The sequence below is a fragment of the Sphingomonas caeni genome (assembly GCF_026013415.1).
In the GTDB taxonomy this organism is placed as follows: Bacteria; Pseudomonadota; Alphaproteobacteria; order Sphingomonadales; family Sphingomonadaceae; genus Sphingomonas; species Sphingomonas caeni.
The window spans coordinates 78,084-92,108 of sequence record NZ_JAPDOK010000001.1; the positions used below are offsets into that span (position 1 = coordinate 78,084).

Genomic DNA, 14,025 nt, shown 5'->3' on the forward strand with positions numbered 1-14,025 from the left:
GCATGAGTTAACGCCGTGTTTACTTTTCACGCCAGCCAAGAGCTTGGTTAAGGATGCCCCGCACGGGGACAGAAATTTACCAAGGAAAATCGTTGATTACGCGGGAACTCAGCGCGCCGCTGGACCCGTGGAATCGCGCTTCTCGAGCCGATGGTCGAGCGTGCGGTGGCGCCCGCCGCCGTCGCCGCCCACCAGCAGGTCCGCCGCCGCCTCGGCGAGCTCGCGCACCGGCTGGTGCACCGTGGTCAGCATCGGCCATACCGCGCGCGCCAGATCGGTATCGTCGAACCCCGCGATCGAGAGCACGCCGGGGACATCGACCCCGCGCTCATGCGCCGCGGCGAGCGCGCCCGCCGCCATCTCGTCATTGCCCGCGAAGATCGCAGTCGGCGGGATTTTGAGTCCGAGCAATTTGTCGGTCTGCTCGAGCCCCGAGGCGAAAGTGTAATTGCCCTGCACCACCAGGGTCGGATCATGCTGCACGCCGGCGGCCTCCAGCGCGGCGCGATAGCCGGCATAGCGGTCGCTCGACGAAGCGTGGTTCTCGGGGCCACGGACGAACGCGATGCGCTTGTGCCCCTTGGCGAGCAGATGCTCGGTCAGCTCGCGCGCGGCGCCGACATCGTCCATCCCCACCGACCGGCCCTCCTCGCGGCGCACGCCGGGCGCGATGCGGACATAGGGGATGTTGCGGTCGTCGAGCACCTCGAGCAGCTCGATACTGTCCGCGACCGGCGGCGAGATGATCAGCCCGTCGAGATGCGCCTCATCGACCAGCGCCATCACGCTCGCAACGAAATCCTTGGCCTGCATATCGACCGGCTGGTGGAGCAACCGGTAGCCGTGGCGGGCGCAGGCCTCCTGCGCGCCGGCCTGGATGTGATAGACATAATAGGGGCTGGGATTGTCGTAGATCAGCGCAACCTGGAACGAGCGCCGCCCGGCAAGGGTACGCGCGGCGTGGCTCGGGCGGAAGTTGAGCTGGGCAACCGCCTCCTCGACGCGCTTCTTGGTCGCCTCGCTGACATGTTTTTCATTGTTGAGGACGCGCGAGACGGTCTTGAACGAGACCCCTGCAATCTTCGACACTTCCTTGATCGTCGGACGGCTGGACATCGTCTCTCCAAAGGACCGGACGTCGCTACGCTTACTCCGTCTCCGGCATATGACCGCCTGTTGGGGCCCGTGCAAGCAGATGTTGCACCGGGTGCAGCCGCCGATAGTCTGCCGCAATGACCTACCCGACGGCCGCAGACCTGATCGCGGCGGCGCTCCCGGATCGCATGGACGGGCGAAAGCCGTTCATCCTGGGCATTTGCGGGGCGCAGGGGAGCGGGAAATCGACCGTCGCGATGGTGCTGGCGGAGCGGATGCACGCGCGGGGATTGCGCTGCGCGGTCCTGTCGCTCGACGATTTCTATCTCGATGGCGCGCGGCGGCAGCGGCTGGCGGAGACGGTTCATCCGCTGCTGCGTACCCGCGGCGTGCCGGGGACGCATGATGTCGCATTGTGGGCGCGCACGATCGAGGCGCTGGGGCGCGAGGACACGGTGATGCTCCCGCGATTCGACAAGAAGCGCGACGAGCCCGGTGATCCCGAAGGCTTTGCAGGCCCGGCGGACATCGTGATCTTCGAAGGCTGGTGCGTCGGCGCGCGGCCCGAGCCGGAATCGGCACTGGCCGAGCCGGTCAACGCGCTCGAACACGAGCGCGACGCGGACGGAACATGGCGGCGCTACGTCAACGATCAGCTCGGCGGCCCCTATGCCTCACTCTTCCGCTGGATCGATTTCCTGGTGACGCTCAAGGCACCGGGGTTCGACGTGGTCACCGGCTGGCGGATCGAGCAGGAACGCAAAGCCGGCGGCCCGATGGCTGACGCCGAGGTCCGCGGTTTCGTGGAGCATTATCGCCGCCTGACCGAGCATCTGCTCCGCCATGGCGACACTTGGGCCGACCTGACGATTCGGCTCGATTCGAAGCGGCGGGCGATTGGCTGATTTTGCTGGAAAATCAGGGGAATGGTGGCGCCCCGAGGGACAACCAAGAACCGAGGCGAAATCAAATCCCGATGGGATTTGGTGGAGCCGAGGGGGATCGAACCCCTGACCTTCGCAATGCCATTGCGACGCTCTCCCAGCTGAGCTACGGCCCCACACCCTGAGAAGGCGACGGCCATTAGAAGGCCATCGCGCCTTTGGCAAGGACGCTTGTGGCGTCCTCGCGCAAATCAATTCAAATCAGACGTCGTCGTCGTTTCCGCCGGTCTCGACACCCAGATCGTCGTCGCCGCCCAGATCGACATCGTCATCGGCCGAGGGTTCCTCGTCATCGGCACCGATGTCCAGATCCTCGTCGCCCAGATCGGCATCCTCCACCGCGGCGGCGGGAACGGCAGCCTTGGCGGCCTCGAAGGGCAGCGGCTGCTTCGACTTGAGAATCGGCTCGGGCTCCCACGCATAGCCGCAGTTGATGCAGGTGACGGGCTCGTCCTTGGTCAGGTCGTAGAATCGCGTTCCGCACTTCGGGCATCCGCGCTTCGTGCCCCATTCGGCCTTCACCATAGAGTTGCCTCTTGCCTTTCAAATTTCGTGATTTCGGATCCAGTGACCCGCAAAGTGGGGCGCGCCTTGCCATGGTGCAAGCCCGGTGTCAAAGCCCGCGCGATGCACGGTTCCCTCCCCCGCCCCATGAGCTTTTCCGCGCGCGGCCCGCTGCGCGGCACCGTTGTCGTGCCCGGAGACAAGTCGATCAGCCACCGGTCCCTCATGTTCTCGGCGCTGGCGGTGGGCGAAAGCCGGATCGAGGGGCTGCTGGAGGGCGAGGATGTGCTCGCCACGGCGGCGGCGATGCGGGCAATGGGCGCCGACGTCCAGCGCGGCGAGGACGGGACGTGGCGCGTGCACGGCGTGGGCGTAGGCGGGCTGCTCCAGCCCCAGGCGGCGCTCGACATGGGCAATTCGGGGACCTCGACGCGACTGCTGATGGGTCTCGTCTCCAGCCATCCGATCACTTGCACCTTTACCGGCGACGCCTCGCTCTCGGGCCGCCCCATGGGCCGCGTGATCGAGCCGCTCTCCCGGATGGGCGCGGAGATCACCGCCAGCCCCGGCGGCCGCCTGCCGCTGATGCTGCGCGGCATTTGCCCGGCGGTGCCGATCGAATACACGCTTCCGGTCGCCTCGGCGCAGGTAAAGTCGGCGGTGCTGCTCGCCGGGCTCAACACGCCGGGCATCACCCGGGTAATCGAGCCGGTGCCGACGCGCGACCATAGCGAGCGGATGCTCACCGGCTTCGGCGCCGAGCTGAGCGTCGAGGACTCCCCCCGGGGCAAGATCATCTCGATCCGCGGCGAAGCCGAGCTCAAGCCGCAGCATATCGTCGTGCCGGGCGATCCCTCTTCCGCGGGTTTCTGGATGGTCGCGGCGTCGATCGTTCCAGGGTCCGAAATCACCATCGCCAATGTCTGCATGAACCCGACCCGCACCGGGTTGATTGCGGCGCTCCGGCTGATGGGCGCGGACATTTCCGAGGCAAGCCCGCGAATCGTCGGCGGCGAGCCGGTCGCCGACCTGATCGTGAAGCACGCCCCGCTCAAGGCGATCCAAGTGCCCCCCGAGCTCGCCCCGAGCATGATCGACGAATATCCGATCCTGTTCGTCGCGGCGGCGATGGCCGAGGGCTGCACGATCGCGCGCGGCGCGCACGAACTGCGCGTCAAGGAATCGGACCGGATCGCGGTGATGGCCGAGGCGCTGGCCGCGGTGGGCGTGAGCGTCGAGGAATATGAGGACGGCCTCGCGATTCAGGGCTCGGGCGGGGCGTCCATCGCGGGCGGCGCACGGGTCGCCTCGAAACTGGACCATCGTATCGCGATGAGCATGGCGGTGGCTGGACTTGTCGCGAAAGCCCCGGTGGAAATCGACGACGTAGCGCCGATCGCCACCAGCTATCCGAATTTCCTGCCCACCCTTGACGCGCTCACCCAGTAGGCCAACTTGACCGCCATGATTATCGCCGTCGACGGACCCGCAGCATCAGGCAAAGGCACCATCGCCCGGGCGCTGGCCAGGCATTACAAGCTGCCGCACCTCGATACCGGCCTGCTCTATCGCGCCGTCGCCGCGGCGGTGCTCAAGGACGAGTTCGATCCGGCGAACGAAGCCGACGCGGTCTCGGCGTGCAGCTTCGACGATTACACGCTCGACGATCCCTGGCTGAAGAGCGAGGAGGTCGGCAAGGCCGCCTCGATCGTCTCGGCGCACCCGCTGGTGCGCGCCGCACTGCTGCTGCGCCAAAAGAAATTCGCGCACCAGAGCGGCGGCGCGGTGCTCGACGGGCGCGACATCGGCACAGTGATCGCCCCCGACGCGGACGTGAAGCTGTTCATCAAGGCCACCCCGATGATCCGCGCCCAGCGCCGCCACATGGAGCTGCGCAAGCGCGGCATCGTCACCAGCCTCGACAAGGTGCTGGCCGATATCCGCGCCCGCGACGAGCGCGACGCCAAGCGCCCCAGCGCGCCGATGGTCCCCGCCCCCGACGCCGTGATGCTCGATACCAGCTTCCTCTCGATCGACGCCGCGCTCCAGCGCGCGATCGCGATCGTCGAGGCGCAAAAGGCGCGCCAAGGGGCAGCGGCGGAGTAGGCTAACGCCCTGCGGTTACTACCTATCCCCCAATTTTAACCCCTTCCTAACCATGCATGGTCACAGATGCTTCTGAATTTCGTCAGGGGAAGATCATGCAGTTCATCGTTCGGGCCCATGAGCTCGAGACCTTGCTCGACCGCGCGCCCGAGGGCGTCGAGGTCCTCTCGCTCGACTGTTTCGACACGCTGATCTGGCGCAACACCCATGCCCCCACCGATGTCTTCGCCGATCTGACGCTTGCGGGCGGCGGGATCGAGCCGCGCTGCTGGGCCGAATCGCAGGCGCGCAAATCGGCCTGGACCAAGCGCGGGGCCAAGGAGATCGGCATCGAGGACGTCTATCGCCGGATGCTTGCCAGCCCCAGCGAGGACGAGGTCAACGCCGCGGTCGCGCGCGAGCTGGCGATCGAGGCGAAGCACGCCTTCGCCTTCAGGCCCACCGTCGCGCTGATCCACGAAGCCAAACGCCGCGGGCTCAAGGTCGTGATGGTTTCCGACATGTATCTCTCGGAGAGCCAGCTGCGCGCGCACATCGCCGCCGCCGCGGGGCCGGAACTGCTCGACAGCATCGACCATGTCTTCGTCTCGGCAGCCTATGGCGTGGGCAAGCGCGACGGACTGTTCGACCATGTCCTCGAGACGCTGGGCGTCAGCGGAGACAAGATTCTGCACGTCGGCGACAATCGCGGCGCGGACTATGAAGCGGCGGACGAATATGGCCTGCACGCGGTCCATCTCGCCCAGTTCGACGAGGAAAGCGCCGCGCGGCTTCGCATGGAGGCGGCCACCGCGATCATGCTCGATCCGCTTGCCGGAATCTCCCGCGCCGTGTGCCAGCCGCACCGCGCCCAGGTCTCGCTGCGCCAGTCGAGCGACCCCGCTTATATCCTCGGCCATGACGTGATGGGCCCAGCGCTCCACACCTTCTCGCTATGGCTCAAGCAGGAGATCGACACGGCCTCGGCCGCCGCGGGCCGCCCGGTCCGCCCGCTCTTCGTGATGCGCGACGGCTATCTTCCCTGGCGCGTCTTCGACACGCTCTTCCCCGAAGCGGGCGCGCAGACGATCGAGATCAGCCGCTTCGTCGCGCTGCGGGCCAGCATCGCCGACATGGAGAGCCTCGATCACTATCTCGACGAATGGTACAACAAGCTGCCGATCCGCTCGCTCGCCAGGCAGCTCATGCTGTTCGAGCAGGAATATTCCAAATTCCTGAAGGGCGATCCCAAGGTCCAGCGCCCTGCCTTCGTCAAATGGGTCCGCTCGCCCGAGATGAGCCGCAAGATCTTCATTCGCCGCGGCGCCTTCCTCAAGAAGCTGGTGGCGCATCTGGCAAGCGCCGGCGTTGCCGAGGGCGATGCGGTGATGCTGGTCGATATCGGCTATAACGGCACCGTCCAGAATTTCCTGACCCCGGTGCTCAAGGAGGCGATGAAGCTCGACGTGTCGGGCCGCTACATCTTCCTGCGCGAGAAGAACGCCTCGGGCCTCGACAAGAAGGGTATGATCGACGTCCGCAACTTCGATTACCGCACGCTCCACGCGCTTTCGCGATCGATCGTGGTGGTCGAACAGCTCTGCAATATCGAACAGGGCTCGACGATCGATTTCGAGGCAAACGGCGCCCCCATCCGCGAGGCGGTCGACGCCAAGGCCGCGCACAACGCGTCGCGCGCCGTGGTCCAGGAGGCCGCGCTGACCTTTGCGCGCGAGGCCGGCAGCGGCGTGGTCCGCGCGCCCGGCTCGGACGATCTCGACAGCCGCACCCGCGCCGCGGCCGCGACGCTCGCGCGGCTCTTCTTCCTGCCCAACGCCAGCGAAGTCGCGGTGTTCGAAAGCTTCGTCTACGATCTCAACATGGGCACCTCCGCCAGCGAGATGCTGATGGATTCGGAACGCGGGACCAAGGGCCTACGCCGCCGCGGGCTGACCTTCTACAATGATCATGTGCCGCAGTTCATGTCGGCCGAGCTTCAATCGCAGGGTCTGCCGGTCAGCCTCGCCAACTTCACCGCCTCGCGCTTCAAGCTCGACCTGCGCAACACCGATTTCGAGGTGGGCGGCATCGCCGTCCCCGCGATCTTCGCGACCGCGACCGACCAGGCGACCGCCGATCTGACCGCCTATCCCACAGCCGAGGGCTATTACCGCATCCGCGTGCCCGTGGGGCGCCAGCGCCCCACGGTCGCGATCCAGCTCGGCCGGATCGCCGAATGGGTGCAGATCGAGGAGGTCAGCTTCACGCCCGTCGCCGATATGAAGCCCGGCATGGAGCAGGCGCGGACCTTCACCGCCAAGGGCGTGACCGACGCCATGGAGCAGGGCGCGCCTGGCCTCTACCGCGCCCAGCCCAACGGCCTGCTGATGGTCCCTCCGCCGGACGTGAACGAGCCGGTCCTGCTCTCCGTCGTGTTCCGCCCGGTAGTACCGCGGCAGCTGACCGCGGAGCTGAAGGCGGTCGCCTAACCGCCCTTCGGCTTCTTCAGCTTCTTGAGCTTCGCGACGCAGGGGGTCGTCAGCACCGGCGCAGGCGCGGTGCTGTCGCCCGCGATCAGCATCTGTGGCACCTGCGAGAAGGTCCAGGCGCCATCGATCAGATCGAGCACCCATACCAGGTCGAACCGGTCGCCCGGCCATTCCGGGGCAAGCGGGGTGCCCGCGACGTTGGAGATCAGGCAAGGAATCTGCTGGTGCTGCCATGCGACCAGCACCGGTCCGTTGGCCGATGCCGCGACCGCCGCGGCGGCCAGCGCAGCCTCGTCGCCGTCGCCATAGTTGATGTCGATCGCGATGCCGGTCAGCTGTGAAAGCGGGGTGATCGTATGCTGCGGCCGGATGCTCTTGCTGGCAGCGTTGACCGCCGCCGCGAACAGGGTCGTCGGCACCTCCAGCCCCGCCGCGATCGTGTTGGGCGCGAGCGGTGCAAAGAACCGCGCCAATGCCCCGGCCCGTTGCCAGCCCTGAACGATCAGATCTTCCTTGTCTTTCTTCCCCGCCGGCGTGACACCATCAATGCCGGTCTCCGGTTTTTCGCCGTGCCGGATGAACATGATCTTCTGCATGCGTCGAATCCCCCCAATCGATCGGACGGCAATTGCTGCCAGCAAAGTCGAATTCCGGCAACATCGTCTCGCTATTCTTCGCGATCGGCCGGCGCATCGTTCCCGCGGGGGAGTGGGGGGCAGGGCCCCGCGGGAACGGCGCGGAACCTCAGTTGAGACAGCCCGGCGGGCGCTGCTGGAGGAGCTGCACGATCGAGTAGATCGAATAGGCGAGCTGCGCGACCAGCCACAATATCTCGAGCACCGCGGTGGGCGACATCAGCAGCACGATTCGCATGGCGAGCGACAGGATCGTCCACCAGCTGAGCGACGAGAAGATCAGCTGGTACGAAAGCTTGGCGATCGAGGTCAGCAGCGAATATTCGTAGAGCAGCTTGAGGCAGGTATAGATGCCCTGGCCGGTGACGCCGTTGCGGAAGGTCGCGATCAGCTGGGGCATGATCCCGATCGAGTTGATCCGCGTTCCGAAGAAGTTGGTCATCCCCTGCAGGAACCTGGAGTAGTTGAACGCAAGGCCCAGTGCGAGCCACAGTGCGCCGACGATCGCGACGAGCAGCTGGATGCACCAGAGCGTGCACGCGTCGAACAGCCCGTCGGAAATCACCTCTTCGGTGCCGTCGGCATGGACAAAGGTCATTCGCGCGCCGCCGGCATCGAGCACGTCGATCCGCACCCGGTTGAAGTCGGCCATGACGCCGTTCAGGAAATCCTCGCGCCCCTGGCGCAACCGCTCCGAATGGAGGTTGCGGAAGAAGTTGCGCTGCTCCTCGCTGATCCTGAAGCCCCCCATGAAACGCTCATACTCGGCCTCCGCCGCAGCAAAGAAGGCTTCGTCGTCGATATCCGGCATCGGCTCGAGCGGCGGTTCGGCGGCCAGCGCCGCGGGATTGGGCGCGATTGCCCGGGCTTCTGCCCGCGCGCCCATGCTCCCGCCGGTATAGACCGGTGCGGGCGCCAGCGCCGCGCCCGAGACCAGCCCGACCGGGTTGAACGACACCTGGTTCTGTGCGGGCGCCTGCGAGAAGTCGTAATAGGCGATGCAGGTGGGATCGGTCTGCGGCGTCGCGGTCTGGTAGCCCGCGATCTGGGCGGCGGTGAGCGCGACGTTCCACACGCAGACATTCTGGAGCTGCCCGTCGAACGAGTTGATCGGCAGCTGGGTGCCGACGCTCGCGATCGCGCCGATCAGCGGCTCGCCGTTGGCGAGCGTGCCCGCCAGCTGCATGGCCGCGGAGCTGCTGTCGAGCGCGCCGTTGATGTAGAGCGCGCCGGCGGCGGGCGGGGTCCAGGTCACCGCGACGAACACCCACACCCCGTCGGTCAGCGTCGCGCTCGAGGTCAGGACGGTGCCGTCGCCCACCTGGAAGAACAACTTGCCGTCGGTGCCGATCCCCAGCGTCATGCCGCTGTTCGATTCGGCGACGCCGTTGGTGAAGATGTACATCAGGCCGCCGTTGATGTCGGGGCAGATCCACGCCGACACCGAGAAGGGCGATTGGCCGCCCCCCGGGTTCACCGCGCCGTCATTATAGGGGTCGCAGAACGAACTGGTGACGAGCACGCCCGCGGGCACGAACGGCAGATAGCGGGCATATTGGTTGAGCGTCGGGACGATGTTGTTGCCCGAGGTATCGACCGGCGGGGTGACGGTGAAATCGTCCTGCACCGCGAGGCTCGGCGTTCCCGCGGCAAAGCTGTTGAACTGGTTCTGGCCCAGGATGTTGGCGTTCATCGCCTGGGTCCACAGCCGCAGCCCCTGGATCTCGCCGTAGAAGCCGTTGCCGATGGTCAGCTGCGCGCTCGAGGCCGGCGGATTGGCGCTGGTCGTCGCCTGAGCGGCGAGCGCGCCGTTCAGGTACATCGACATGGTGAGGCCGTCGTAGATGACGCAGATATAATAGGGGATGCTGGTGTCGAGCAGCGCTTGTGAGACCAAAGGTACCGTCTGCCCGCCGAGCGCGGCGTAGAGCGTCTGGCCCCTGCTCGCGAGCATGAACTCGGTGCCCTTGGTCACCATCGGCATCTGATCGACCAGCGCGTCGAGCGAGCACCAGAATTCGATCGTCCAGGCCGCATTGTTCTGGAAGCTGATCGGGCAGGTCGCGTAGGTCGCGGCGCCCTGCCCCGTGGTGAAGCGGGTGACGCCGGTATGGTTGGGGGGAAGCAATGTGGGCATGATATCCTCCCTTGATCAGCTATGGGGGTTGGTGGCGAAGACGAGCACCGATCCGAGCAGGATCAGCGTCGCCGCCTCGACGCCGTTGACGGCTTCCGGATCGCGCGAGGCGATCTTGTATTCGGCGCTGGCCTGGGCCTCGAGCGCGAAGAACGCGTCGTCGAGCCCCTCGACGGCGCCGGGCGATGTCGGGACCTGGTAATAGCTGATCGCGAAGCTGGTGTTGGTCGGGAAAGGCTGGCCGTTCGGGGTGGCGAAGGTCCATGCCATCGACATCAGCGGGTTGCCCCCGGCGATATTGGCCGGCACCGTCAGCTGGGTGCTCGCTGTCCCCGAGGACGAGAAGGTGCCACTCGCGTTGAACGGCTGCGGCAGGCGCGCGTCGCTGCACTGGGCGGACCACGTCGAGTTGGCCGGCACATTGGTGCCGACGACCGAGAAGATCATCTGGCTCGCGAACGAATTGGCGTTGCCGAAGGTGGTGTAGTTCACCACGCGGCCCGGCGATCCGGCGTTGAGCACGATGTTGCGATAGGCGACGTTCGGGGAACTGCTGACCCAAAGCGCGAAGGCCGCGTTGCTCGCGAAGCTGGGTGGAATGGTGGTCGGCACGCCGTTGTTGTTGACCACCGCGATGAAGCAGTAATGCGCGTTGTTGGGGATCCCGCCCAGCGTGAAGGGCGACTGGACCAGCCCGATCATGGCGTTCGGCAGCGAGGTCGATACCGTCCCAGAGGTCGTCACGAAATTATTGTTGGTCACCGGCAGATTCACCGGAATCCACGAAGTCGGATAGAGGAACAGCGACGAGTTGGCATAATAGAGATTGGCGTTGCCCGTCATCGTTGCGCCAGAGATGTTCTTGCAGCGGATGTAGATGTTGTTGTTGGCGTTGTTGACCACCGGCTGACCGATATCGGGGCCGTTATAGGTCTGGACCGCGGTCGCTGAGGTCAAGACCCCGGTACCATAGGGAATGATGTCGGGAGATACCCACAGATCTCCAGTACTCGGAATGATTCCAACGTCTTGGAAATTGTCACGAATCAGCAAGCCTTGATAGGTTGGCATGACACACCCCCGATTTAATGTTTCTAAAAACACGCATGTTTACTGACAGCGAATCATCTAATGACTCGCTACGACTCGGAGTATTTTTATATGGCGACGATGAATGATGCGGGGTCTTTTTGATTACCGCAAGGCATTATCGGAATAGATTTGGATCAACTTGCAACAACGCTCACGCGACTGTCACGCAACTGACGTCATCCAGGCGGCATCCTGCCCTCCCCGCCCGGCGCTTGCGCTGGCCGGGCTTCGCGCGTATAGGCGCGCCCGTCCGGCGAGCGGTTGCCTCGCGGAGGAAGGCGCAGGGGTATGTCCTCTCGCGCCCTTTTCGCTTTCCAGCGTCTTGGATTTCCTCCGCCTGTTTCCGCGCGACGGATGCCGCGGCCGGCATCCGGCCACCGCGGCAAAATCGGCCTCAAAGACCGCCGGATTCAACCGGCCGGCCGGAAAAACGTGAATAGGACTACAGACCACATGGCCACCACGGCAAACCCCACCCGCGACGATTTCGCGGCAATGCTCGAAGCCACACTTGGCAGCGCGGACGGCTTCGAAGGCCGCGTCGTCATCGGCACCGTCACCGCGATCGAGAATGACCTCGCCGTCATCGACGTCGGCCTCAAGAGCGAAGGCCGCGTTCCGCTGCGCGAGTTCGCCATGCCTGGCCAGAAGGCCGATCTGAAGGTTGGCGACGAAGTCGAAGTGTTCGTCGACCGCGTCGAGAACGCCAATGGCGAAGCGATGCTCAGCCGCGACCGTGCCCGCCGCGAAGCCGCCTGGGACAAGCTCGAAACCGAATTCGCCAAGACCGCGCGCGTCGAGGGCGTGATCTTCGGCCGTGTGAAGGGCGGCTTCACCGTCGACCTCAACGGCGCCGTGGCCTTCCTGCCCGGCAGCCAGGTCGACATCCGCCCGGTGCGCGACGTCACCCCGCTGATGGACATCCCCCAGCCCTTCCAGATCCTCAAGATGGACCGCAAGCGCGGCAACATCGTCGTCAGCCGCCGCGCCGTTCTCGAAGAGACCCGCGCCGAGCAGCGCTCGGGCCTGATCCAGAGCCTCGCCGAGGGCCAGGTGATCGACGGCGTCGTCAAGAACATCACCGATTATGGTGCGTTCGTCGATCTGGGCGGCATCGACGGCCTGCTCCACGTCACCGACCTCAGCTACAAGCGCGTCCAGCACCCGAGCGAAATGCTCAACATCGGTGACACGGTGAAGGTGCAGATCATCCGCATCAACCGCGACACGCAGCGCATCAGCCTCGGCATGAAGCAGCTCGAGAGCGATCCGTGGGAAGGCGCGACCACCAAATACGCCGTCGGCACCCGTCTGTCGGGCCGCGTGACCAACATCACCGAGTATGGCGCGTTCGTCGAGCTCGAGCCGGGCATCGAAGGCCTGGTCCATGTCTCGGAGATGAGCTGGACCAAGAAGAACGTCCATCCGGGCAAGATCGTCTCGACCTCGCAGGAGGTCGAAGTCGTGGTGCTCGAGGTCGACGAAGAGAAGCGCCGCATCTCGCTGGGTCTCAAGCAGGCGCAGAACAACCCGTGGGAGGCCTTCGAGGCCGCGCATCCGGTGGGTTCGACCGTCGAGGGCGAAGTCAAGAACGCGACCGAGTTCGGCCTGTTCATCGGCCTCGACGGCGACGTCGACGGCATGGTGCACATGAGCGACATCGCCTGGGGCATCTCGGGCGAAGACGCGCTCAACCTGCACCGCAAGGGCGAGACCGTGAAGGCGGTCGTGCTCGCGGTCGAGGCCGACAAGGAGCGCATCTCGCTCGGCATGAAGCAGCTCGAGCGCGGCGGCCCCTCGGCGGCCGCGGTGGCTTCGGGCGGCGACAAGCTCAACAAGAACGCGATCATCACCGTCACCGTGCTCGAAGTCCGCGATGCGGGCCTCGAGGTCCAGGCGGGCGATGATGGCGCGACCGGCTTCATCAAGCGCACCGATCTGGGCCGCGACCGCGACGAGCAGCGTCCGGAGCGTTTCCAGGTCGGCCAGAAGTTCGATGCGATGGTGACCGGCTTCGATCGCTCCAAGAAGCCGACCTTCTCGGTCAAGGCGATGCAGATCGCCGAGGAGAAGCAGGCGGTCCAGCAATATGGTTCGTCCGATTCGGGCGCGTCGCTGGGCGACATTCTCGGCGAGGCGCTGAAGGCGCGCAGCGAGAAGAATTGATCCGTTCTGGGGGACGGTATGACCCAGGCTTAGTGCCGTCCCCCAAAAATTCGTGCAATTTTGCACAATTCCGCGAATCTTCGGGTTGATGCAGGTTGTAATTCGGCGCTACGGTCCGTTTCGGGGTCTAAGCGCCGTGGGGAGACCGCACTCCCAACTGGCGTCAACGGGAGGATGCGGGAATGATCCGTTCGGAACTTGTGCAGCTCCTGGCCGAGGAGAATCCCGGCCTCTCGGTCCGCGAGGTCGAGAAGATCGTGTCGGTTTTTTTCGATGAGATCGTGAACCGGCTCAGCGAGGATGGCCGCGTCGAGTTGCGCGGCTTCGGCGCCTTCTCCACCCGTGCCCGCGACGCCCGCACCGGCCGCAACCCGCGCACCGGCGAAACCGTCGATGTCGACGCCAAGCGCGTCCCCTATTTCAAGCCCGGCAAGGAAATGCGCGCGCGCTTAAACGTGTGATGCGCGGTTGACCTCCACGCCGCCCTGCGCTTCGTGGAGCGCATGCGGACGTGGCGGAACCGGTAGACGCCGGAGACTTAAAATCTTCTGCCCCTCGGGGCGTGCGGGTTCGAGTCCCGCCGTCCGCACCAGATTTTCCTCGGACGCGCCATTTTGGATTATACGAGATAGCGCCGCGCGGGTGGCTCGACGGTTTCGATCATGCGATGCGCCCGAAGCTGCGAAACCAAGGTCGCCATGGCATCGTCGCGTACTTCCGCCAACGCCGTTCGGGCAAGTTCGGGATCGGCCGCATCCTCCATCAGCCACGATACATCCAGCACGCCGGCGCGCCCGCGCACCTCTTCAAGGAGCTTGGCGCGCTCGGTCTTGGTGGAACGCTGGCTAAAGATGAAAGATATCGTCGCCATCCCGTAC

12 protein-coding genes and 2 tRNA genes are annotated in these 14,025 nt (G+C 65.4%); 7 read left to right on the forward strand and 7 right to left on the reverse strand.

The window, feature by feature from the left end; genetic code table 11:
• Positions 1-108: 108 nt before the first annotated feature.
• Positions 109-1,116 carry a LacI family DNA-binding transcriptional regulator gene (locus OF829_RS00390; RefSeq protein ID WP_264937967.1) on the reverse strand — a complete coding sequence of 336 codons (1,008 nt, stop codon included), beginning with the start codon at positions 1,114-1,116 and terminating at the stop codon, positions 109-111.
• A gap of 116 nt (positions 1,117-1,232) precedes the next feature.
• On the opposite strand from OF829_RS00390, the gene OF829_RS00395 reads away from it, so the two are divergent.
• A complete protein-coding gene (locus OF829_RS00395) occupies positions 1,233-2,000 on the forward strand; it encodes a kinase (protein WP_264937968.1) in 768 nt (255 codons plus the stop codon).
• A gap of 79 nt (positions 2,001-2,079) precedes the next feature.
• Here OF829_RS00395 and OF829_RS00400 read toward each other — a convergent pair.
• Positions 2,080-2,155 (reverse strand) — tRNA-Ala (locus OF829_RS00400).
• A gap of 85 nt (positions 2,156-2,240) precedes the next feature.
• Positions 2,241-2,564: a TIGR02300 family protein gene (locus OF829_RS00405; protein WP_264937969.1), complete on the reverse strand. Its 324-nt coding sequence runs from the start codon at positions 2,562-2,564 to the stop codon at positions 2,241-2,243.
• Between the two features lie 102 nt (positions 2,565-2,666).
• Here OF829_RS00405 and aroA point away from each other — a divergent pair, with 102 nt between their 5' ends.
• From aroA to OF829_RS00420, 3 genes are all read left to right on the forward strand, one after another.
• Entirely contained in the window at positions 2,667-3,992 is a 1,326-nt protein-coding gene (gene aroA, locus OF829_RS00410) for a 3-phosphoshikimate 1-carboxyvinyltransferase (RefSeq protein WP_406701381.1), read from the forward strand.
• 15 nt (positions 3,993-4,007) lie between these two features.
• Positions 4,008-4,649, forward strand: coding sequence for a (d)CMP kinase (gene cmk, locus OF829_RS00415; protein ID WP_264937971.1), 642 nt, complete (start codon positions 4,008-4,010; stop codon positions 4,647-4,649).
• 95 nt (positions 4,650-4,744) lie between these two features.
• Complete coding sequence (locus OF829_RS00420) at positions 4,745-7,117, forward strand: HAD family hydrolase (RefSeq protein WP_264937972.1); 2,373 nt, start codon at positions 4,745-4,747, stop codon at positions 7,115-7,117.
• Here OF829_RS00420 and OF829_RS00425 read toward each other — a convergent pair.
• From OF829_RS00425 to OF829_RS00435, 3 genes are all read right to left on the reverse strand, one after another.
• Positions 7,114-7,713: a hypothetical protein gene (locus OF829_RS00425; protein WP_264937973.1), complete on the reverse strand. Its 600-nt coding sequence runs from the start codon at positions 7,711-7,713 to the stop codon at positions 7,114-7,116. The genes OF829_RS00420 and OF829_RS00425 overlap by 4 nt on opposite strands.
• 148 nt (positions 7,714-7,861) lie before the next feature.
• Positions 7,862-9,889, reverse strand: a complete 2,028-nt coding sequence (locus tag OF829_RS00430) for a LamG domain-containing protein (protein ID WP_264937974.1) — start codon at positions 9,887-9,889, stop codon at positions 7,862-7,864.
• Between the two features lie 15 nt (positions 9,890-9,904).
• Complete coding sequence (locus OF829_RS00435; protein ID WP_264937975.1) at positions 9,905-10,846, reverse strand: hypothetical protein; 942 nt, start codon at positions 10,844-10,846, stop codon at positions 9,905-9,907.
• Between the two features lie 489 nt (positions 10,847-11,335).
• Here OF829_RS00435 and rpsA point away from each other — a divergent pair, with 489 nt between their 5' ends.
• The 3 genes from rpsA to OF829_RS00450 all read left to right on the forward strand — a co-directional run bounded on the left by rpsA (position 11,336) and on the right by OF829_RS00450 (position 13,739).
• Positions 11,336-13,147, forward strand: coding sequence for a 30S ribosomal protein S1 (rpsA, locus tag OF829_RS00440; protein ID WP_264937976.1), 1,812 nt, complete (start codon positions 11,336-11,338; stop codon positions 13,145-13,147).
• Positions 13,148-13,329: 182 nt separating this feature from the next.
• Positions 13,330-13,608 (forward strand): integration host factor subunit beta, encoded by a 279-nt coding sequence (locus OF829_RS00445; RefSeq protein WP_264937977.1) that lies wholly within the window; start codon positions 13,330-13,332, stop codon positions 13,606-13,608.
• Positions 13,609-13,652: 44 nt separating this feature from the next.
• A tRNA-Leu gene (locus tag OF829_RS00450) sits at positions 13,653-13,739 on the forward strand.
• 27 nt (positions 13,740-13,766) lie between these two features.
• Here OF829_RS00450 and OF829_RS00455 read toward each other — a convergent pair.
• On the reverse strand, positions 13,767-14,018 hold the full coding sequence (locus OF829_RS00455; RefSeq protein WP_264937978.1) for a hypothetical protein: 252 nt from the start codon (positions 14,016-14,018) through the stop codon (positions 13,767-13,769).
• Between the last annotated feature and the right edge of the window lie 7 nt (positions 14,019-14,025).